The organism is Marixanthomonas sp. SCSIO 43207, assembly GCF_019904255.1.
Classification (GTDB): domain Bacteria; phylum Bacteroidota; class Bacteroidia; order Flavobacteriales; family Flavobacteriaceae; genus Marixanthomonas.
In genome coordinates this window covers 275,672-296,204 of the sequence record NZ_CP063203.1, presented here as the reverse complement: position 1 = coordinate 296,204, position 20,533 = coordinate 275,672, and the positions used below count along the sequence as shown (strand labels likewise).

Genomic DNA, 20,533 nt, shown 5'->3' with positions numbered 1-20,533 from the left:
ACAATTAAATTATGCGGATAATGAAGGCTTGAGACCCATTTTTTTCAAGTGTTTAAAATGAGCTACAATTGCGCTTCGGGTTGTTTTATATTCGTAATACGGAAGATTAAACTCTGTTGTTGTTTGCTTTACTATTTCAGAAATTTTTGAATAGTGAATATGGCTTATATTCGGAAAAATATGATGCTCTACTTGATGGTTTAATCCGCCAGTAAACCAATTTACAATTTTGTTTTTGGTTGAAAAATTTACAGTGGTAAATAGTTGATGTATTGCCCAAGTGTTTTTCATATTACCAGTTTTGTCTGGTAATGGCATTTCGGTATCTTCAACAATATGAGCCAATTGAAAAACAATGCTTAAAATAAGTCCGGCTACATAATGCATAATAAAAAACCCAATTAGGATTTTCCACCAAGCAATATTAAAAAACAAGATTGGTATTACAATCCATATTCCCATGTAGATTAACTTAGTTATAATTAAAATACTCCATTGGGTGATTGGTTTGGGTAATTTACCGTATGCTAGTTTTTTTGCCAAGTAGCGTTTGGTTTGTTTAAAATCTGTAGTAATCGCCCAATTAAAGGTGAGTAGACCGTATAGCAAAACGCTGTAGTATTGTTGAAACTTATGAAAGCGTCTCCATTTTGCGTGCTTTGAAAACCTAATCACACGACCGGCTTCCATATCTTCATCATGGCCATGAATATTGGTATATGTATGGTGTAAAACATTATGCTGTACTTGCCAGTTGTAAACATTACCGGCTAAGATGTACATACTGCTACCCATAAGTTTGTTTATCCATTTTTTTGAAGAGTAGGAACCGTGATTGGCATCGTGCATCACGTTCATACCAACGCCTGCCATACCAACTCCCATAATAATAGTAAATAAAATTTGTGCCCAAGTAGGTACATCAAGTGTTAATAATAAAAAATAAGGAGTTAAGTACAGTGAAAACATAATTACAGACTTAAGGTGTAATTTCCAGTTTCCTGTTCGTTTTATGTTATTCTCTTTAAAGTATGAGTTTACACGTTTGTTTAAAGTTCTAAAAAACTTGGCTGAGTCTATACGAGAAAATTTTACTTGAGGGGTGTTCACTTATGATATGTTTTTAATGAATTTCTTCAGAAGAAATTAGTTGCTAAAAATACATATCTTTAATCAAATACCCTTCGGCAAGTGTAGAAAATTTACTCATTAATCATACTTTTGCCATTTAGATTTGTATTATGGATTTAATTTTAAAGTACTTTCCTCAACTTTCAGGTAATCAACAAGATCAATTTGAAAAGCTAGAGGCGTTATATCACGATTGGAATTTAAAAATCAATGTAGTATCTCGTAAAGATATTGATGAATTATACCTACGTCACGTTCTTCATTCATTGGCAATTGCAAAAGTTCAACAGTTTAATAAAGGCGCAAACATTCTTGATGTAGGTACAGGCGGTGGTTTTCCTGGAATTCCGTTGGCAATTCTTTTTCCTGAAACCAATTTTCACCTGGTAGATAGCATCGGAAAAAAAATAAAAGTTGTTGAAGAAGTTACAAAAGGATTAAACCTTCAAAATGTAAAAATTACCAATGATCGTGTAGAACAAATTGACGGTCAATATGATTTTATTGTAAGCCGAGCAGTTGCCCAGATGGAAACTTTTGTGCGTTGGGTAAAAGGTAGAGTAGCCAAAAAAAGTAAACACGAACTCAAAAACGGTATTTTATATTTAAAAGGCGGCGATTTAAGTGAAGAGCTTGCCAACTTCCCTAAAGCTACTATTTATAATTTGCCCCATTATTTTGAAGAAGAATTTTTTGAAACCAAAAGCGTGGTTCATCTTCCTTTAAAATACAAAGGGTAGGGTGGTTAAATTTTTTTATTTCTGAAACAAGAACCATTGTAAACCAATGATTGACTTAGCATCAATTATTTTTTCTGAAAGAATTTGTGGAATTTCAGAAATTGGAATTTTAACAAGTTGTATGTCTTCATGCTCGTCTGCTACGCCACCTCCTTCACTGGTTTTATCGTTTGAGAGTACTTCAGCATAAAAAAGGTACAGACGCTCTGTAGAACCTCCCGGCGAAGTGTAAAACTCTGAAATTAACGTTACATCATTGATTTTATACCCGAGTTCTTCCAAGACTTCCCGTTTTACACAGGTTGCGCTGTTTTCATTTTCCTCAAGTGATCCTGCGGGGATCTCCAAAATCCATCCTTCGTTGTGTTGCGTAGTAGGGTATCTAAATTGCTTTGTGAGCAAGATGCTTTGTGTATCTTTTTCAAACAATATAATACCAACAGAATCACCTCTGTGAAAAGCTAGTCTTTCGGTTTTTATTGTTGAACCAGAAAAGGTATCATATGCTGTTTCTGCTTTCAGAATTTTATAATGATCATCAAAAACAATACGTTGGTTTTTTAAGGAATATTTCATAGCAAAGGAATTTTAAACAACTTTCAAAATACATAAATCTATAATAAACAGAACCCCGGCTTTTGTTAAAACCGGGGCTTTCTTAGTATTGAGGAGTGTTTTATTGCTTATTGAGCAATAATTAATTTTTGTGTCTGAAATTTATTTCCGTTAGCAATTTTCACAAAATAAGTTCCTGTTGTAAGACTTGCAACATCTATTTGTGCATTGTTTGAAATATTGCTTCGAGATATTAATAATTTTCCTGTAATATCAAATATTTGAATAGTTGAGTTTTCAGCATTTTGAATGTTTAAAATATCGCTTGCTGGATTAGGATATATGGCTAATTTACTTACATTGTTCTCGTCAATGTTTAAAGTTCCGTTTGACGAGAAACCTCCTCTAGCGCCCGAACCGTAGCTTCCGTTTGTTTCAAAAATTATAGTTCCTTCACCGTCATATACTCGCACGGCGCCACCACCGTCTCCATATGTGTCAATAATATGGAAATTGTAACATCCTGCATCTAAGATAAAATCTAAAACGTATGTTTGGTTGTTGCCAAACGGTCTTCCGCTTTCTACTACACTTCCGTTATTATCAGTTATTTCAAAGAAAACTTCACTACCATATTGGTCTGTGTTAATTTCTACAAATACATTGGCTACAGATTCTACTGTAGTTTGATCAAAGTTGATACTAGAATCGTTATTGGCATTGTTTTCATCATTAGCAAGACTTACGTTTAAGGTGTTTGTGCTTTGAGATGTGTATGAAATTGCCGGTAGTGTAATAGTTGCAGCTTGATATGAAGCAACATTTCCTGTGAAAGTATAGGTTTCAACAGCGCCGCCATTAACTGAATATTCAATATCTAATGATGTTATTGGGTCATTACCAAAATTTCTAACCTCTATCTCAGGTGTAAAAGAAGTGCCCTCACATTGGTCTAATATTTCTGAAATTGAAACTAAGTTTGCGTCATTATCAAAAAGTAGATTTGTGTAGGTACTGCAAACTATTTAGGTGCAGCAAGTAATGTTTTAAACTTCAATGTAATAGATGCAGACGGACGCGTATTGTTAATCAACAAAAATAAAGTTTTTAGAAATCAAGAAGTAGAATTCACTATAGTTGATCCAGATGGAGAAGATGTTACTTCTGAATCTACTATTTATGTCAACGATACCGAAATAGCCGGAAATACATTTTCTTCTGCAGATATAGGTAATTTTGAGGTGTACGCATCATATATGATATCTGGAGAAACATTTGAGACCGAAACAAAAACTTTTGAAGTATTTATACCAAAACGTAAAGTTGTTATAGAGGATTATACCGGAACTTGGTGTGGATATTGTCCGCGAGTTGCGGCTGCGATAGAAGATGCTCACGAAGCAACAGATGATATTGCCGTTGTAGCTATTCATAAAACATCAAGTAGCAGTCCAGACCCTATGCACTTTGATGATATTCAGATATTAATTGATGAATATGAAGTAGGTGGTCTGCCACAAGCCAGAATTAATAGAAGTATTAATTGGGCTAACCCACATCCTCTTACCGATGTTACATCTATAGCAGGAGAAGATACCAATGTTAGTATCTCAATAAAATCAACATTAAGTGGTAATAATTTGGTTGTAAATACCAACGTAATGTATGAAAATGGCTCTGTTGAAGGAGATAAAATAGTAGTTTATCTACTTGAAAACGGAATTTTATATGACCAAACAAACTATTATAATGAAAATGAAAGCAGCCCGTTTTATGGTTTAGGAGACCCTATTCCAGATTTTGAACACAACGAGGTGTTACGTGTTTCAATGACCAATGTTCTTGGTGATGAAATACCTGTAACCTCTGCTTTTGAAACCTATAATAAAACTCTTTCAACTTCTATTCCCGGAGAGTATGTAAAAGATAATTTAAGTTTGGTAGTAATGATTGTTGATGCTAACAATACAGCAAAAAATGCTCAATATGCTGATGTTGGTATAGAAAAAGAATTTGAATAAAAATTTAAGTGTTAGTTAATAGTAAAAAAGCCCGAAAGATTTCTTTCGGGCTTTTTTTTGTTTGTGGTTACTGTTAATTAACCCATAAACGGATATCTATAATCTGTTGGTGAAACAAACGTTTCTTTAACCATACGTGGCGAAATCCATCTGTATAAGTTTAATTTACTACCAGCTTTGTCATTGGTTCCACTTGCTCTTGCTCCGCCAAAAGGCTGATGACCTACAACAGCTCCTGTTGGTTTATCGTTTAAGTAGAAGTTTCCGGCAGCATTTTCAAGAATTTCAACTCCTTGTTGAAGAGCGTAACGATCTTCGCTAAACACAGCTCCGGTTAAAGCGTACTCACTTGTTTCGTCAACAAGGTGAAGCGTTTCTTCCCATTTGTCATCTTCATAAACATAAATAGTTACTACTGGACCGAAAAGCTCGGTACACATTGTAGTGTATTTTGGATCTTCAGTTTTAATTACCGTAGGCTGAATAAAATAGCCTTCACTTTTATCATACTCTCCACCCGCAATAATTTCAGCGTTATCATCTTTTTTAGCTTGATCAATATAACCAGCCAATTTGTCAAAAGCAGCCTCGTGAATGACAGCGGTGATAAAATTTTCCATATTTTCCGGAGAGCCCATTTTAAAAGACTTTACATCTTCTTGAACGTATTTTTTTACATCTTCCCAAATGCTCTTCGGAATGTAGCAACGACTGGCAGCACTACATTTTTGACCCTGAAACTCAAAAGCACCTCTTGAAATAGCTGTTGCTACTTGCTTTGGGTTTGAGGTTTTATGAGCAATTATAAAATCTTTACCACCAGTTTCTCCAACAATACGTGGGTATGATTTATAATTGTGGATGTTGTTTCCTATTTGTTGCCAAATGTTTTTGAATACAGTTGTAGAACCGGTGAAGTGTAATCCACTGAAATCTGGACTTGCTAAAATAGTATCTGTGATCATTTCTGGATCACCCATCACCATGTTAATTACACCATCAGGAACTCCAGCTTCTTTAAATACATCAAGAACAACTTTTGCTGAGTAAACTTGGCTGTCACTAGGTTTCCAGATAGCTACGTTACCCATTAATGCAGCACTTGCGGGAAGGTTTCCGGCAATGGCTGTAAAATTGAAAGGAGTAATTGCATAGACAAATCCTTCAAGAGGGCGGTATTCTAGACGGTTCCAAGCTGCCGAAGTAGACTCAGGTTGCTCTGAGTATATTTCGCTCATATATTGTACGTTGAAACGTAAAAAATCTATCAATTCACAGGCCGAGTCGATTTCAGCTTGGTAAATATTTTTTGATTGAGCTAGCATAGTTGCTGCATTGATTTTTGCTCGGTACGGTCCGGCAATCAGTTCTGCAGCACGTAGAAAAATAGCAGCGCGATTATCCCAGGGCATAGCAGCCCATTTTTTTCTAGCCTCAAGCGATCCTGCAATAGCATCTTCAATATGCTTTTTTTCGGCTTTATGATACACACCTAATGCATGTTTGTGATCGTGAGGAGGAGCCATAGTAGCAGTATCTCCAGTTTCAATGTGTTTTCCGTTAATATATAGAGGCACGTCTACTGTGCTGTTGTATAGCTCTTTATATGCTTTTAAAACTTCTTCTCGTTCTGGAGTTCCGGGAGCGTAGCTTAAAACTGGTTCGTTTTCTGCTACCGGAACATCAAAAAATCCTTTTCCCATAGGTTTATCTGTTTTTTAGTGTTCATATTTAAAGGTTGCAAAGGTAGTCATTTTGGATGGAGAATTTGTGTTATGGGGTTGTTAAGTTATTCGGTATTAGAAGCTGAGACTGAAGCCCTTTTTTAGATTTGAATTATCATTTTATCAATGGGTACTTGTTTTATTTTTTGTAATTTTTTCTGAACTTAATAGACATACTTATCATTATGTGTACACTTACATTTATTCCTATTGAAAATGATGGCTTTATTTTAACTTCAAATAGAGATGAAGCTCCTGGTCGTAATACTATTGAACCCAAACGTTACCAAGAAGGTGGTACTAAATTATTATTTCCAAAAGATGAATTAGCCGGCGGTACTTGGATTGGTGTAAGTGATAAAAAAAGACTAGTTTGTTTGTTAAACGGCGGTTTTACAGCTCACGAGCGCAAAGATGAGTATAGAATGAGTCGTGGTATACTTGTGATTGATTTATTGACAGCCAAGGATGCTATTTCTGAAATAAATAAATATGACTTTGCGGGAATAGAACCTTTTACTGTTGTGATGATAGATTGGGAAAATCATTTGCGAATTTTTGAGTTGGTTTGGGATGAACACACAATTCACTTTACCGAAAAACCACTGGCTCCGCAAATTTGGTCATCATCATTGTTGTATACTTCAGAAATGAAACAAAAGCGTGAAAAATGGTTTTCTAGTTTTTTATTTGAAAATTTAAAACCCGATACTTCAGATTTATTGCGATTTCATAAAACAGCCGGAGAAGGCAATACAGAAACAGATATTGTAATGGATCGAGGTTTTGTAAAAACTAAAAGTATTACGCAAATTAAAAAAATGGAAGGAATTGAAATGCGTTATGAGGATTTACAAACTAATCAGGTTACACACACTTCATTCTTAAGTTAATTTACTGCAAATGCGGCGTGAAGCTTAAATGTAGGTATTGTTACTTTAAAGGTTTTGTTTGTTACGTGGTTAATAAGCGTATAATGACCTTGCATACTGCCAAAAGGAGCTTTTAATAAACAGCCACTGCTGTAGGTGTGTTTGTCGCCTGGAGAAAGTAATGGTTTTACACCTACCACACCTTCACCTTTTACAATTTCGGTTCGTTTTAATGCATCTTTAATTTTCCAATACCTTGTTAACAGTTGTACTGTCTCGTTGCTTTGGTTTTCAATAGTAATGGTATAAGAAAAGGTGTAGCTTTCTTGGTGCCTATTTACCAATGTTCCTTCAAACTTGGGTCTAACCGAAATTTTAATACCTTTTGTTACTTGTTGAACCATACTTTAATAAACCGCTGCAGTAATAAAAAAGAATAGGGTAGCTGTAATGGTTGCTCCTATCCAAAATACAATATTTAAAAGTACAAATTTTATAAGTGTTATAAAACGACTCTGTTTGTAAAAATTGCGCAGTGCTTTATAAAAATAAAAAGGACCAATTAAGAAAAGCAAAATGCCTTGAAAGAAATCGTTTTTAAAAAAGGCATCTGGCAGTAAGCAAATAATTGATGCTAAAAAAAGAAAACTAAAAACGTGAAAAATAAAGATTATATGGGATAGATAATTAAATTTTTTCTTTGAATAAATTAACCAAAAAAACAATGCGTAAAAAGGTGTAAAAAAGAATATGAAAAAAGGAATCTTCTTCATTAAATAGTCTGCAAATGCTTTGGGATTGTCAATTACTCGCTCCAACGCATTATTTTTATTATACAGCCATCTGTTGTACACACTGTTGTTGTGGTTAAGGCTATCTAGCGCTATTGACGCACTTTTTATATCATTTTTTTTGTAAAAGTCTCGGTAAAGCTCAAACCTACTAATAGTACGTTTTGTCCATGATAAGGTGTCAAGATCTTTTTCTGAAATATATGCTATTTCACCATCGGTTAGTTGAGTTGAGGTGCTATCTTTTACTTCTGTTTGCGCGACTGTATCTTTAAGTATAGGTTCTTTACTATGTGGTTTCCCGTTTTTTGATAAAGCATAAACCCCTTCGTCAACTGCTTCGTTTACTTCGGTGGTATCTTCTTTATTCATTTTGAAAAAGGTTTCATCAGAAGGTGAAAAAAAAGCAATGAAACCTTGAAGAAGAAAGTAGATTATAGATACACTCAAATAAAACCGAAACGGATTGGCGTATTTTAAGCGTTGACCTTTAATGTAGTTGCGAGTGGCTACACCGGGTTTTAATAATAAATCTCTTATTGTATACCGCATCCTAGAATCATAGCTCACAATACTATTTATGAATTCGGCAAAAAAATCGGTAAATGTTAGTTGTTTGGTACTGTTGAGTTGTGAGCAATACGGGCAAAATTTGTCGCTTAAATCTAGCGGTTGTCCGCAATTAAGACATTCAGCGCCGCGATACTTTCTTGATTTTCGGCTGCTTGACGATATAGGAAGGTTTTTACTCATATCGCAAAGGTGAATTGATTTATTTAATTGTTGTTAATGTTGGTTGAAGTTGCTCGGCCCATCCCGATAATGCGGTCATAACGGGCTCCAAGATCTCTAAAGTAAACCAAAACGGTATACTCATTTTCGGTCTGCCAAAAATTACCGCTTATTGCTCCCGGCTCAATAGAGCCGTCACGATCTACCAATACATATTTATAGTTGTAAAAGCCTTGTTTAAATAAACGTGAATTTCGGTATGTATCGCTTTGTGGATCATATTTCATGTAGGTTGAGCCGTCAATAGTCCAATTATTAAAATTTCCGTAGAGATGAATTTCCTTATCACCTATATCTTCAAAATACTGAAGGTTAAAATGAATTCGCACGTATTCTGCTTCAATGTCTTGATTATTGGCGTTGATATTCCGTATCACGAAATTTCCATTGATATCTGGGTTGTATGTATACGGTCTGTCATACCTTCCTATGTCTGTATATAAGTAATTTTCATACACATCGCTCACGCCAATACGTTGTATGTTATTTCCGGCAGCTCGTACATCTTTATTGTCAAAAGCTAAAAACTCATTACCGCCCCAAAAAGAAGCCTCTTTGTCATACCTATAGATTAATTCATTGCCAATTGTGTATTGTGGTTTAAGGTCTGTAATGGCATTTTTTAGGTTGCTGTTTTGCATTACAAGAGTGTTTACAGTTTGCTTTGGGTTAATTAATAGGAGTGAAGGTGAATTGATTGTAAATTGTACTGCTTGTTTTTCTTTAATAAAATTTAAATCACGAGAGCGTTTAATTTCAACAGTTACGCCTGCAATTTCTTCAACCACCATAAATTTTCTTGAAAAAACCGGGTTGCCGTCGTTGTCAAAAATACGTAGTAGGTAATTTCCACTTTTGGTGATTGCTCTCGTTTCTCTGTTGGGTATTGTAAGGGTATAATGTGAAAATATCTGAAGTGTATTCAAAGAGTTTTCATACGTTTCTATGCGTACATCGTCAAAACCATTTAAATATTCACTTTTTGAAAGATCACTTTCAGACCAGTCAAAATTATGGTGAGTAATAGTGTAATAAAAATCTGCTTCCTCTCCGTTTAAAGCATCAAATGAAAGCTGAAGTCTTTCACCAAGTCTTATAATAGGTAATTGACTTTGTGCTGTTTGACCTTTAAATTGTATGGTTTTTATGTAATCTGGCGCCGGTATTTCTGTTAATTGAGAAAACCCCAAAATAGGTGTGCAGGCTAGTAAAATACTTAAAATTAATCTTTGAAACATATAGAAAGTAAATTTGGTTAAAGATAATCAAATTTTATACCTAAGAGCGGTTTAAAAATGCTTTGCTTTCTTTCTGAAGAAAATTATAGTTATTTGTTGTGAGAAGAGGTTATAAATTTATAAATTTGCAAACCCGAAATTTTAGCCCTAATTGTGGCTCGGGAATAAAGATAAATGTAACACAACTATCCTATGTCCAAAGACATTAAGATTAAAAAAGGTCTTGACATTCGTTTAAAAGGAGAGGCGGACAAAACTCTTTCTAATGCGCCGCGCTCAAGGACCTTTGCTATTAGACCGTCAGATTTTCATCTTGTTACCCCAAAAATGGTACTCAAAGAAGGTGGAAAATTAAAAGCCGGAGATACTGTTTTTTATTCAAAAGACAATAAAGACATCAAAGTTGTTTCGCCAGTAAGCGGAACATTAACAGCAATTGAAAGAGGTGCTAAACGAGTGATTACTCGTATTGTTATTGAAGCAGATCAAGAAGATGTTTTTAAAGATTTTGGGAAAACAGATTTAAATTCCGCAGATGCATCAACAATCAAAAAGAGATTGTTAGAAAGCGGTTGCTGGCCTTTTATTAAACAGCGTCCTTACGATATTATCGCAGATGCTAATGAAGCACCCAAATCAATTTTTATTTCGGCTTATGCTAGTGCGCCTTTAGCTGCAGATTATGACTTTACTTTGCAAGGTAAGGAGTCTGAGCTACAAGCAGCCGTTACAGCTTTAAGTAAATTGACAGAAGGAGCTGTTCATGTAAGTGTTGGTAAAAACGGAACGTCGCCTTTTGATGATTTAAAAGACATTCAACTACACAAAGTTTCTGGTCCGCATCCTTCAGGGAATGTAGGAACTCAAATTGCAAAAATTGATCCTGTAAATAAAGGAGAGACTGTTTGGACGGTTTCAGCTCAAGACTTGGTAGTAATTGGTGAATTGCTTTTAACTGGTAAATTTAATGCTGAACGCATTGTTGCCTTGGCAGGATCTTCAGTAAAAAATCCAAAATATTACCGAACTAAAATTGGCGCTGAGGTGTCAACTTTTGTATATGACTCAGGTCTAGAAGAAGAAAATGTTCGTGTAATTAGCGGAAATGTGCTTACCGGAACTAAAATTTCACCAAAAGGACATCTAGGATATTATAACAATACAGTGTCTGTAATACCTGAAGGAGATGATTATGAATTCTTTGGCTGGAATAAACCAGTTTTTGATAAGATATCTCCATCAAGAGCATTGACTTTTTCATGGTTATTTCCGAAGAAAAAATATGAACTAGACACCAATACAAATGGAGAGCATAGAGCATTTGTGGTAACAGGAAACTATGAAGAAGTGTTTCCTTTAGATATGTATCCATTACAGATGTTAAAAGCTTGTATGGTGCAAGACTTAGACCAAATGGAAGCTTTAGGAATGTATGAAGTAGCACCAGAAGACTTTGCATTGACAGAGTTTATTTGTGTGTCAAAACAACCACACCAGCAAATTATTCGCAATGGTTTGGATCAAATGATTAAAGAAATAGGATAACGCTATGGGATTGAAGCAAAAATTACATACGCTTAAAGAAAAGTATAAAGGTAAAAAGATGGCGCCTGCATTTAACGCGCTACATACTTTTTTATACTTGCCAAATGAAACAACGCACTCTGGCGGACACGTAAGAGCTGCAGACGACTTAAAACGTACGATGAATACAGTAATCATGGCCTTAATTCCATGCTTACTATTTGGAATGTTTAACGCTGGTTACCAAACCAATTTACAAACAGACCCAGAAATCACACAGGCTATGGGCTTTTTTAGTGGTGAGTTTTGGAACTGGACCAACTTTGTTGTTGGTTTATGGAAGGTACTTCCTTTAGTAATTGTATCCTATGGAGTAGGGCTTGCAGTAGAATTTTTATTTGCTGTTATTAAAGGTCACGAAGTAGAAGAAGGATATTTAGTAACAGGGATGCTAGTACCTTTAATTGTACCAATTGATATTCCGTTATGGATGCTTGTAGTAGCAGTAGTCTTTGGTGTAGTTATTGGTAAAGAGGTGTTTGGAGGTACAGGTATGAATATTTTAAATCCTGCCTTAACCATACGTGCTTTCCTATTCTTTGCATATCCTACTTGGATGAGTGGTGATAAAGTATGGGTTCACGGTGCAGTAGAAACTGCCGGGAAGCCAGATGCAATATCAGGTGAAACAATTTTAGGAAGCTTAGCACAAGGACAAGAAATAAGTTACAGTGTAGCAGATATGTTCTTTGGTTTTATACCAGGTTCAGTAGGTGAAACATCTACGCTTTTAATTTTACTTGGCGCACTTTTCTTAATTTTTACTAAGATAGGAAGCTGGCGAATTATGCTTTCAACTGTTTTGGGAGCTCTTGTAATGGGATTAATTTTCAATGGAGTAGTTTCAGCAGAGTGGATAGAGGATACAAGTAAGTTTTATGGCTTAATGAATACCGAGTTTTGGCACCATCTTATTATTGGAGGTTTTGCTTTTGGTGCAGTATATATGGCTACAGATCCTGTTACCGCATCGCAAACCAATAGAGGTAAGTGGATTTACGGATTTTTAATAGGGTTTATTTCTATATTAATTAGAGTATTTAACCCTGCCTATCCAGAAGGAGTAATGTTGGCAATTTTATTAATGAATGTTTTTGCTCCAACTATTGATCACTACGTGATACAAGGAAATATTAAAAAACGAAGAAAACGTTTAAAAGTTAAAACCGCATAAGCAATGGCGATTAATACAGATAAAAATAGTTATACTATCATTTTTGCTATCATAATGGTGATTGTGGTAGGTTCTATCCTAGCAGGTTTTGCCAGTGGGTTAAAGCCAAAAATTAAGGAAAACGAACGTTTTGAGAAACAGCAAAACATCCTCTATGCTATGGGTGTTAACGAAAATGAAGGACCTAACGATGTAACATTTGTTCCTACAGATAAAGTAGAAGAACAATTCAACACGTATATTACTAAACAATTAGTAATTCAAGGTGGTGATGTTACTGAAGATGACGAAGCATACCTAATAGATTTAAAGAAAGAAGAAACAAAAGCTAAAAACCCTGATTATAGTAGAAGACTTCCATTATTCGTTGGTGAAAAAGACGGTAAGGAGTTATATGTAATTCCGGTGCGTGGAAAAGGTCTTTGGGATGCTATTTGGGGCTTTGTTGCAGTTGACAAATCAATGACAATTCAAGGTGTGTATTATGATCATAAAGGTGAAACACCCGGTCTAGGTGCTGAAATAAAACAGCGTTATTTTATGGATGATTTTACCGGCGAAAGCTTCTTAGACGGTGATGCGTTTAAAGGAATTGAAGTTTCAAAAAGTAATAACGATCCTACAAACACTGATACTGAAGATAATGAAGTAGATGCCTTAGCTGGAGCAACAATTACCGGTGATGGTGTTGCTGCAATGTTGAGAAAGGACGTAAGATTATATGTACCTTATTTTAAATCATTGCAAAACTAATTAACGCACTTAAAAAAACTTAAGAAACTCAAAATATGGGACTTTTATCAAAAAAAGACAGTAAACTTATATTTGACCCATTGGCGGACAATAACCCGATTACTATTCAGGTATTAGGGATATGTTCAGCCTTGGCAATTACAGCCCAACTAAAGCCTTCAATTGTAATGGCTATTTCGGTACTGTTTGTTATGGGAGTAGGTAATGTTGTGATTTCTTTAATGCGAAACATCATTCCTTCAAAGATTAGAATTATTGTTCAACTTATTGTTGTAGCTACCTTGGTAATTATTGTTGACCAAGTATTAAAGGCTTTTGCATATGAGTTGAGTAAAGAACTTTCAGTATTCATTGGATTAATTATTACCAACTGTATTATTATGGGGCGTTTTGAAGCCTATGCATTAGGTAATGGGCCTTGGCGTTCATTCCTTGACGGTATAGGTAATGCCGCAGGATATGGTGTAATACTTATTATTGTTGGTTTTTTCCGTGAATTACTTGGATCAGGTACGTTATTCGGTTTTCCTGTACTAGGTAACCCTGTTACAAAAACTGGTTTGTATGCTATAGGTTATGAAAATAACGGATTTATGGTACTTCCTCCAATGGCATTAATCGTGGTAGGAATTATCATTTGGGTTCAACGTAGCAGAAATAAAGATTTAATTGAAGAAAATTAATAAGTACTGAAGAGTTGGTTAATCACTAAACATTCAATACTTAACACGATAAAAATATGGAGCATTTAGAATTATTTTTTAAATCAATTTTTGTTGATAATATGGTATTCGCATACTTTTTAGGTATGTGTTCTTACCTGGCTGTATCAAAAAAAGTAAGTACAGCCGTTGGGCTTGGAGCCGCAGTAATTTTTGTATTAACTGTAACAGTTCCGCTTAACTGGTTGTTAGATCAATACATTTTGCAAGAGGGTGCATTAAAATGGTTAGGCCCTGAATATGCAGATTATGATTTAAGTTTCCTTTCATTTATATTATTCATCGCAACTATTGCAACGATGGTTCAATTAGTTGAGATTGTAGTAGAAAAATTTTCACCTTCATTATATAACTCACTGGGTATTTTCTTACCTCTTATTGCAGTAAACTGTGCCATTTTAGGAGGTTCATTATTTATGCAGTCAAGAGATATTGAAAGTTTTGGTCTAGCACTTAATTATGGATTTAGCTCTGGTATAGGATGGTTTTTAGCTATTCTTGCAATTGCAGCAATTAGAGAAAAAATACGGTATTCAAATGTGCCTGCACCATTAAGAGGTTTGGGTATTACATTTATCATTACCGGTTTAATGGCTATTGGTTTTATGAGTTTTGGAGGAATGTTAACCGGAGGAAGCGAAGAAAAGCCATCGCTAGATGAAAACCCTGAAAATTTAGGAGTACAAGTAGAAAAAAATAAAGAATCAGCTGAAACACCCGAAGTTTCAACCCTACTAACAAATAATTAATATGTTTTTAGCCGCAAGTACATTAGGAGTTATTATTGCAACCGTTGTTGCATTCTTGGTATTGGTCCTGCTTTTGGTTGCACTTTTACTTTTTACCAAACAAAAGTTGTCACCATCAGGTCCCGTTACCATTACTATTAACGATGAAAAGAAAATTGAAGTAGAATCTGGGGGTACATTGTTATCTACTCTTGGAGGAAAAAAAATATTTCTTCCTTCAGCTTGTGGTGGAGGAGGAACGTGTATTCAATGTGAGTGCCACGTACTAGAAGGAGGAGGAGAAGCCTTGCCTACAGAAACACCTCACTTTACACGTAAAGAACTTAAAGAAGGAGCCCGTCTTTCTTGTCAAGTAAAAGTAAAGCAGGATATGAATATTCATATTCCTGAAGAAGTCTTCGGAATTAAAAAATGGGAAGCTACAGTTGTACGTAATTATAACGTTGCATCTTTTATTAAAGAATTTGTAGTAGAGATTCCTGAAGATATGAATTACAAAGCAGGAGGATATATTCAAATTGAAATTCCGCCGTGTGAAGTAAAGTTTGAAGATATGGATATTACTGCTCACCCTGAAGAGCATGATGATCCTGACAAATTTAAAGCAGAGTGGGATAAGTTTGGTCTTTGGCCATTAGTAATGAAGAATGACGAAACCGTAGAAAGAGCGTATTCTATGGCTTCTTATCCAGCAGAAGGACGCGAAATTATGTTGAACGTTCGTGTTGCAACTCCGCCATGGGATCGCGATAAAAACCAATGGATGAATGTAAATCCTGGTATAGCATCATCTTTCATATTTAATGCAAAAAAAGGTGATAAAGTAACTATTTCAGGTCCGTTTGGAGAGTTTTTTATCAATCATTCTGAAGCTGAAATGCTATACGTTGGTGGTGGAGCCGGAATGGCGCCAATGCGTTCACACTTATACCACTTATTTAAAACCTTAAAAACCGGTCGTAAAGTAACCTATTGGTATGGAGGTCGTTCAAAAAGAGAATTATTCTACTTAGAACATTTCCGCGAGCTAGAGAGAGAATTTGATAACTTTAAATTCTACTTAGCACTTTCTGAACCATTAGAAGAAGACAACTGGAAAGAAAAGAAGGATATTAATGATGAAGAAGGTGATGGCTTCGTAGGATTTATTCACCAAGTAGTAATCGATAATTACTTAAATCATCATGAAGAACCTGAAGAAATAGAACTATATTTCTGTGGACCTCCATTAATGAACCAAGCTGTTCAAAAAATGGGAGAAGATTTTGGAATCCCAGATGAAAATATTCGTTTTGACGATTTTGGAGGATAATTCTTCAACACAATTTAAAAAAAGCCACCTATTTAGGTGGCTTTTTTTGTTTGTATAGGTTTGATTTATAGATGCTAGACAATACAATTTAAATTAAAAAGTTATATTTGATGTATTAAGAAAAATTTAACAAATTAACAAAATGAACCTAAACTCTACCCCAAAAGAAAAGCGAGTCTACAATGTTCTTATATATTCTCTCTTCACACTAGTAAGTTTGTTGATTGGATGGCTTTTGATCAATTCAAATACTACATTTAATGATTTAATCTTTTCGGAAGAAGAACAACTTTCAAATAAATATTCAGACTGCCTTGTAAATCATCCTTTTCGTGAGACCACAAAATTATCAAAAACACAACGTGCTGAAAGAGGTCTTCCGCCAAATAAGTTTTTTGAACAAGAATACTTATATACAAGTAATCCAAACCTCTTAAGACCAACTCCTGAGAAGCTTTATGAGCTTCAAAAAAAATTAAAATCAACCCCTTCTATGCGATTGTCACCCGGGGATCCATCAAATAGCTGGGTAGAAAGAGGACCAAACAATGTAGGAGGTAGAACACACGAATTACTATTTGCTCCCGGAAGTACAACAAAAGTTTTTGCTGGAGGTGTTAGCGGTGGCTTATGGATAAACAATGATATTACAAGTGCCGCGTCTCAATGGCAACGGGTAGAAAGTGTACCGGGTAATTTATCTGTAATGTCTATAACGGTAGATCCAAATAATACAGATATTATGTATTTAGGTACTGGAGAGGTTTATACCGGCGGCGATGTTATTGGGAACGGTATTTATAAATCTACCGACGGAGGTGATACTTGGATAGAACTTTTAACTAATATTGGCCCAACCGTAGAAGATAGTTTTGCTTATATACAAGATATCATAGCCTGGAACAATCCCGTTACCAATCAAACCGAAGTGTATTTTGGTGCTGGATCAACAATTTATCGAGAAGAAGTTGTACCGGGACCCGATGGCTGGGACTGGCACGGGTTAAATACAATAGGTATTTACAAAAGTACAGACGGAATTAATTTTTCAAGATTAACAGATCCTATTTTTACTACTGCTGAAGGAAGCCCCTATTCACCAAATGACTTTAATATGGACGCCGATGGAAACCTTTGGATGGGAACCCGACGCAACGCCTATGGTCACGGAGGTGGTTTTGTATTTAGAAATGATGGAAACAATTGGACTAATGTACGAAACTTAGGTACACAAGGTCGTGTTGAATTGGCTTGCTCACAACAAACAAGTGGAAAAATATATGTATTGGCCGAAGACAGATCTAGCTCTTCAAATCCAGTAAAAATCTTTCGAACGACCAATGGCTTTGCTTCAGCTCCTACGTCACTTACTCAGCCTAATGATGCAGATACCAACATTGACCCTAGCGATTTTACTCGCGGACAAAGTTTTTATGATTTAATGATTGCTGTTGATCCTTCAAATGATGATACCGTATATGTTGGAGGAATTGACTTGTTTAAATCAACAAACTCAGGCAATTCTTGGAATCAATTTTCACATTGGTATGGTGGTTTTGGTTATCAAGAAGTTCATGCAGATCAACATGGAATTGCTTTTGCACCAGGCGCTTCAAATAGAGTTATCTTCGGAAATGACGGAGGTGTTTATTATAGTAATAACGGAGGAGGCACAACCGAAGCAAGAAATAATGGATACAATGTAACCCAATTTTATAAGGGAGCTATTAATCAAAATATTTCTTCAGAAATATTATTAGCTGGATCACAAGACAACGGCTCACAGCTTGCTCTAAATGCTAACGAAGGGCAAAACTCAACAACAGAAGTAACCGGAGGAGACGGATGCTGGGCATTTATTGATCAAGATGATCAATATATGATATCTTCTTATATTTATAATAATTACAGATATATAACCATAGAAGGAGTATATGTTGGTAATTTCCCGAATAGTGATAATACCGGTGATTTTGTTAATCAATGTGGCTTAGATAGTGATACAAATATTTTATTTACAAATGCAACAAATGGAAGTACATACCGCATTTATAGATATGCTATCGATCCATCTGTACCTGCAGTAACAAGAACTACCTTAACCAATTCAATGCTTAATACCATACCTACTTTCTTTGTTGCTTCTCCTTTTGTTAACAATCGAATGCTAGTGGGTACGGCTTTAGGTAAAATTATTAGATTGGATAATGCAAATGCAACACCCACTTGGACCGACATTTCAATGCCTGGGCAAGTAGGAGCGGTGTCAGATATTCGGTACGGTGCTACTGAAAATGATATCATGGTTACCTTTCACAATTATGGTGTAACCAGCGTCTGGTATACTGAAGATGGCGGTAATAATTGGGTAAGCAAAGAAGGTGATTTACCAGATATGCCCGTAAAATGTATACTACAAAACCCTTTAAATAATGATGAAGTAATTATTGGTACTGCTCTGGGAGTTTGGAAAACAAATAACTGGAATGATACCAACCCCAATTGGCTACAGTCTCAAAACGGCATGCAAGATGTAAAAGTAATGTCTTTTGATTTTAAAGAAGCAGATAATACCATTCTCGCAGCTACATATGGAAGAGGGATGTTTACCTCACAATTTAGTAGTTGTGGTACAATTACCGAATATGTTTCTGGTAGCTGGAATAATAATAGTCCAACAATTTCTGGAGAAGCCATTATAAGTGATAACTACAATACTTCATCAAACGGAAGTATAGAAGCCTGTTCTATGACAATTGAAGCGGGTAGTACGTTAACTATTTCAGCTGGAGATTATGTGAAAGTTCAAGGTGATATAATTGTTAATGGTAGTTTGATAGTCAAGCACGAAGGAAGTTTGGTACAAGTAGATGATAATGCTACAGTGACCAAAAATGGAACAATTACCATAGAAAAAACAAGTCCTAGTATTGGTAATAGAGGCTTTATGATTGTTTCAAGCCCAATGAGTTCAGAAAATAAAAATGCCTTTGGAGACCCAATTCAGTTTAGAAATCACATTACAAGTAATTTTATCCCAAATCCAGATGTAGAAGCCGCGTTTCCGGGGATTAATAATTTTGCAGACGATAACGGTGACAACTGGCAACAATATTCAGGAAATATGAATGTAGGTGAAGGCTATTTAATGATGCCGCAAACAACACCAACCATAGGGAGTCCGGCAAGTTATAACTTTGAATTTGACCAAGGTACCCTTACTAATGGTGAGATTACTTTTAGCTTGGTGTATAATGGAACACAACTTACAAGTCCAAATATATTAGGAAATCCATATGCCTCAGCGATAGATGCTGAACTGTTTTTTGACGAAAATACCATGATTAATGAGATGTATTTTTGGGAACATGTAACGCCGCCAACCAATTATCCTGGATACAATCAAGATAATTATAGTATGGGTGATATTTCAATCTTTAGTGAGACTTTAGGTGGTGTTCAAGCTGCAAATGGAGGTGTAACTCCAACACAGTATATTGCTTCAGGGCAAGGATTTGCTGTCAAACCCAGTAGCGCCGGTATAGTTACTTTTAATAATAGTATGCGTTTAGTAGACAATAATGATACTTACCGTAACAGTGAGATTCAGAGAGAACGCATTTGGTTAAATATATTAAATGAGAGTTATCAATTAGGAAGCACAACTTTGATAGGATATACTGCAATAACAACAGATCAATTTGATTCTGAAGTTGAAGTGAAACGCTTAGCAACACCTGTTTCATTATATTCTGAATTAGAAACCGGTGAACAACTGGTTATTCAAGGTAGAAAACCTTTTGATGTAGAGGATAAAGTTTCATTGAGTTTTGCCACTCAAATAAAAGAAAGTCAAAATTACACAATAAGCATTCAAGATATTGACGGTGCAGCAATTTCTGAAGCAACCGTTTATTTAGTAGATAATCAGAATGGAAAAATCACCAATTTATCTGAAGATGATTATACGTTTGTAAGTGATTCTGGAGTCTATCAAAACCGCTTTACTCTCTACTATAAAAATTCTACTCTAGATATTGTTAATGCATCTATAGACAGTGTGTCTGTATATCCAAATCCTGCTCAAAACGTAATTAATATCGTTTCGTCACAAGTAGAAATTAAAGACATAGCTATTACAGACATCAGAGGAAGAACTGTATTAACTCAGCCTGTAAAAAGTAAAAATGAAGTACAACTAGATGTCTCTTCTCTTACATCGGCGGTTTATTTTATGAGAATATCAACAACTGATGGTACGCTCACAAAAAGAATTATAAAAAAATAGAGTAAATAAAACACTTGTATAAAAGAAACCGTTTCAGAAAAAAATGAAACGGTTTCTTTTTATAGGTAAATACTTCCTATTTTTGTA

17 protein-coding genes are annotated in these 20,533 nt (G+C 35.2%); 10 read left to right on the top strand and 7 right to left on the bottom strand.

Annotated features, from left to right (window positions below; translation table 11 throughout):
- Positions 1-9: 9 nt before the first annotated feature.
- Positions 10-1,110 (bottom strand): acyl-CoA desaturase, encoded by a 1,101-nt coding sequence (locus INR76_RS01415; protein WP_223108876.1) that lies wholly within the window; start codon positions 1,108-1,110, stop codon positions 10-12.
- Between the two features lie 131 nt (positions 1,111-1,241).
- Here INR76_RS01415 and rsmG point away from each other — a divergent pair, with 131 nt between their 5' ends.
- Entirely contained in the window at positions 1,242-1,871 is a 630-nt protein-coding gene (gene rsmG / locus INR76_RS01410) for a 16S rRNA (guanine(527)-N(7))-methyltransferase RsmG (RefSeq protein WP_223108874.1), read from the top strand.
- 15 nt (positions 1,872-1,886) lie between these two features.
- Here rsmG and INR76_RS01405 read toward each other — a convergent pair whose 3' ends face one another.
- Both INR76_RS01405 and INR76_RS01400 read right to left on the bottom strand, forming a co-directional pair.
- Positions 1,887-2,447, bottom strand: a complete 561-nt coding sequence (locus INR76_RS01405) for an NUDIX hydrolase (RefSeq protein WP_223108873.1) — start codon at positions 2,445-2,447, stop codon at positions 1,887-1,889.
- A gap of 107 nt (positions 2,448-2,554) precedes the next feature.
- Entirely contained in the window at positions 2,555-2,899 is a 345-nt protein-coding gene (locus tag INR76_RS01400; protein ID WP_223108872.1) for a T9SS type A sorting domain-containing protein, read from the bottom strand.
- A gap of 609 nt (positions 2,900-3,508) precedes the next feature.
- Here INR76_RS01400 and INR76_RS01395 point away from each other — a divergent pair.
- Complete coding sequence (locus INR76_RS01395) at positions 3,509-4,447, top strand: Omp28-related outer membrane protein (protein WP_223108871.1); 939 nt, start codon at positions 3,509-3,511, stop codon at positions 4,445-4,447.
- Between the two features lie 77 nt (positions 4,448-4,524).
- On the opposite strand, the gene pruA is transcribed toward INR76_RS01395, so the two are convergent.
- A complete protein-coding gene (pruA, locus tag INR76_RS01390; protein ID WP_223108870.1) occupies positions 4,525-6,150 on the bottom strand; it encodes an L-glutamate gamma-semialdehyde dehydrogenase in 1,626 nt (541 codons plus the stop codon).
- A 206-nt stretch (positions 6,151-6,356) separates the two neighbouring features.
- On the opposite strand from pruA, the gene INR76_RS01385 reads away from it, so the two are divergent.
- Positions 6,357-7,064: an NRDE family protein gene (locus tag INR76_RS01385; RefSeq protein ID WP_223108869.1), complete on the top strand. Its 708-nt coding sequence runs from the start codon at positions 6,357-6,359 to the stop codon at positions 7,062-7,064.
- Here INR76_RS01385 and apaG read toward each other — a convergent pair.
- The 3 genes from apaG to INR76_RS01370 are packed head-to-tail and all read right to left on the bottom strand — an operon-like array spanning position 7,061 to position 9,864.
- Positions 7,061-7,447, bottom strand: a complete 387-nt coding sequence (gene apaG / locus INR76_RS01380; RefSeq protein ID WP_223108867.1) for a Co2+/Mg2+ efflux protein ApaG — start codon at positions 7,445-7,447, stop codon at positions 7,061-7,063. The two genes, INR76_RS01385 and apaG, sit on opposite strands and share 4 nt — an antisense overlap.
- Before the next feature lie 3 nt (positions 7,448-7,450).
- Positions 7,451-8,587 (bottom strand): DUF3667 domain-containing protein, encoded by a 1,137-nt coding sequence (locus INR76_RS01375; RefSeq protein WP_223108866.1) that lies wholly within the window; start codon positions 8,585-8,587, stop codon positions 7,451-7,453.
- 23 nt (positions 8,588-8,610) lie between these two features.
- Positions 8,611-9,864 (bottom strand): DUF5103 domain-containing protein, encoded by a 1,254-nt coding sequence (locus tag INR76_RS01370; protein ID WP_223108864.1) that lies wholly within the window; start codon positions 9,862-9,864, stop codon positions 8,611-8,613.
- 192 nt (positions 9,865-10,056) lie between these two features.
- Here INR76_RS01370 and INR76_RS01365 point away from each other — a divergent pair, with 192 nt between their 5' ends.
- The 7 genes from INR76_RS01365 (at position 10,057) to INR76_RS01335 (ending at position 20,446) form a co-directional block, all read left to right on the top strand.
- The gene (locus tag INR76_RS01365) at positions 10,057-11,409 is read left to right on the top strand and encodes a Na(+)-translocating NADH-quinone reductase subunit A (RefSeq protein ID WP_223108863.1); all 1,353 of its coding nucleotides are present in this window, start codon (positions 10,057-10,059) and stop codon (positions 11,407-11,409) included.
- A 4-nt stretch (positions 11,410-11,413) separates the two neighbouring features.
- On the top strand, positions 11,414-12,622 hold the full coding sequence (locus tag INR76_RS01360; RefSeq protein ID WP_223108861.1) for an NADH:ubiquinone reductase (Na(+)-transporting) subunit B: 1,209 nt from the start codon (positions 11,414-11,416) through the stop codon (positions 12,620-12,622).
- Between the two features lie 3 nt (positions 12,623-12,625).
- Positions 12,626-13,375: a Na(+)-translocating NADH-quinone reductase subunit C gene (locus tag INR76_RS01355; protein WP_223108859.1), complete on the top strand. Its 750-nt coding sequence runs from the start codon at positions 12,626-12,628 to the stop codon at positions 13,373-13,375.
- A gap of 35 nt (positions 13,376-13,410) precedes the next feature.
- Positions 13,411-14,058: an NADH:ubiquinone reductase (Na(+)-transporting) subunit D gene (locus INR76_RS01350; protein ID WP_223108858.1), complete on the top strand. Its 648-nt coding sequence runs from the start codon at positions 13,411-13,413 to the stop codon at positions 14,056-14,058.
- 56 nt (positions 14,059-14,114) lie between these two features.
- Positions 14,115-14,846: an NADH:ubiquinone reductase (Na(+)-transporting) subunit E gene (nqrE, locus tag INR76_RS01345; RefSeq protein ID WP_223108857.1), complete on the top strand. Its 732-nt coding sequence runs from the start codon at positions 14,115-14,117 to the stop codon at positions 14,844-14,846.
- Between the two features lies 1 nt (position 14,847).
- A complete protein-coding gene (gene nqrF / locus INR76_RS01340; protein ID WP_223108856.1) occupies positions 14,848-16,158 on the top strand; it encodes an NADH:ubiquinone reductase (Na(+)-transporting) subunit F in 1,311 nt (436 codons plus the stop codon).
- 142 nt (positions 16,159-16,300) lie between these two features.
- Positions 16,301-20,446 (top strand): T9SS type A sorting domain-containing protein, encoded by a 4,146-nt coding sequence (locus INR76_RS01335; RefSeq protein ID WP_223108855.1) that lies wholly within the window; start codon positions 16,301-16,303, stop codon positions 20,444-20,446.
- The last annotated feature ends 87 nt before the right edge of the window (positions 20,447-20,533 follow it).

Excerpts from the sequence above, each read along its gene's own strand:
- INR76_RS01385 (WP_223108869.1), top strand. The coding sequence starts at position 6,357 with ATGTGTACACTTACATTTATTCCTATTGAAAATGATGGCTTTATTTTA.
- nqrE (WP_223108857.1), top strand. The coding sequence starts at position 14,115 with ATGGAGCATTTAGAATTATTTTTTAAATCAATTTTTGTTGATAATATG.
- pruA (WP_223108870.1), bottom strand. The coding sequence starts at position 6,150 with ATGGGAAAAGGATTTTTTGATGTTCCGGTAGCAGAAAACGAACCAGTT.
- INR76_RS01355 (WP_223108859.1), top strand. The coding sequence starts at position 12,626 with ATGGCGATTAATACAGATAAAAATAGTTATACTATCATTTTTGCTATC.
- INR76_RS01370 (WP_223108864.1), bottom strand. The coding sequence starts at position 9,864 with ATGTTTCAAAGATTAATTTTAAGTATTTTACTAGCCTGCACACCTATT.
- INR76_RS01335 (WP_223108855.1), top strand. The coding sequence starts at position 16,301 with ATGAACCTAAACTCTACCCCAAAAGAAAAGCGAGTCTACAATGTTCTT.
- INR76_RS01405 (WP_223108873.1), bottom strand. The coding sequence starts at position 2,447 with ATGAAATATTCCTTAAAAAACCAACGTATTGTTTTTGATGATCATTAT.
- INR76_RS01360 (WP_223108861.1), top strand. The coding sequence starts at position 11,414 with ATGGGATTGAAGCAAAAATTACATACGCTTAAAGAAAAGTATAAAGGT.
- INR76_RS01375 (WP_223108866.1), bottom strand. The coding sequence starts at position 8,587 with ATGAGTAAAAACCTTCCTATATCGTCAAGCAGCCGAAAATCAAGAAAG.
- INR76_RS01365 (WP_223108863.1), top strand. The coding sequence starts at position 10,057 with ATGTCCAAAGACATTAAGATTAAAAAAGGTCTTGACATTCGTTTAAAA.
- apaG (WP_223108867.1), bottom strand. The coding sequence starts at position 7,447 with ATGGTTCAACAAGTAACAAAAGGTATTAAAATTTCGGTTAGACCCAAG.
- nqrF (WP_223108856.1), top strand. The coding sequence starts at position 14,848 with ATGTTTTTAGCCGCAAGTACATTAGGAGTTATTATTGCAACCGTTGTT.
- INR76_RS01350 (WP_223108858.1), top strand. The coding sequence starts at position 13,411 with ATGGGACTTTTATCAAAAAAAGACAGTAAACTTATATTTGACCCATTG.
- rsmG (WP_223108874.1), top strand. The coding sequence starts at position 1,242 with ATGGATTTAATTTTAAAGTACTTTCCTCAACTTTCAGGTAATCAACAA.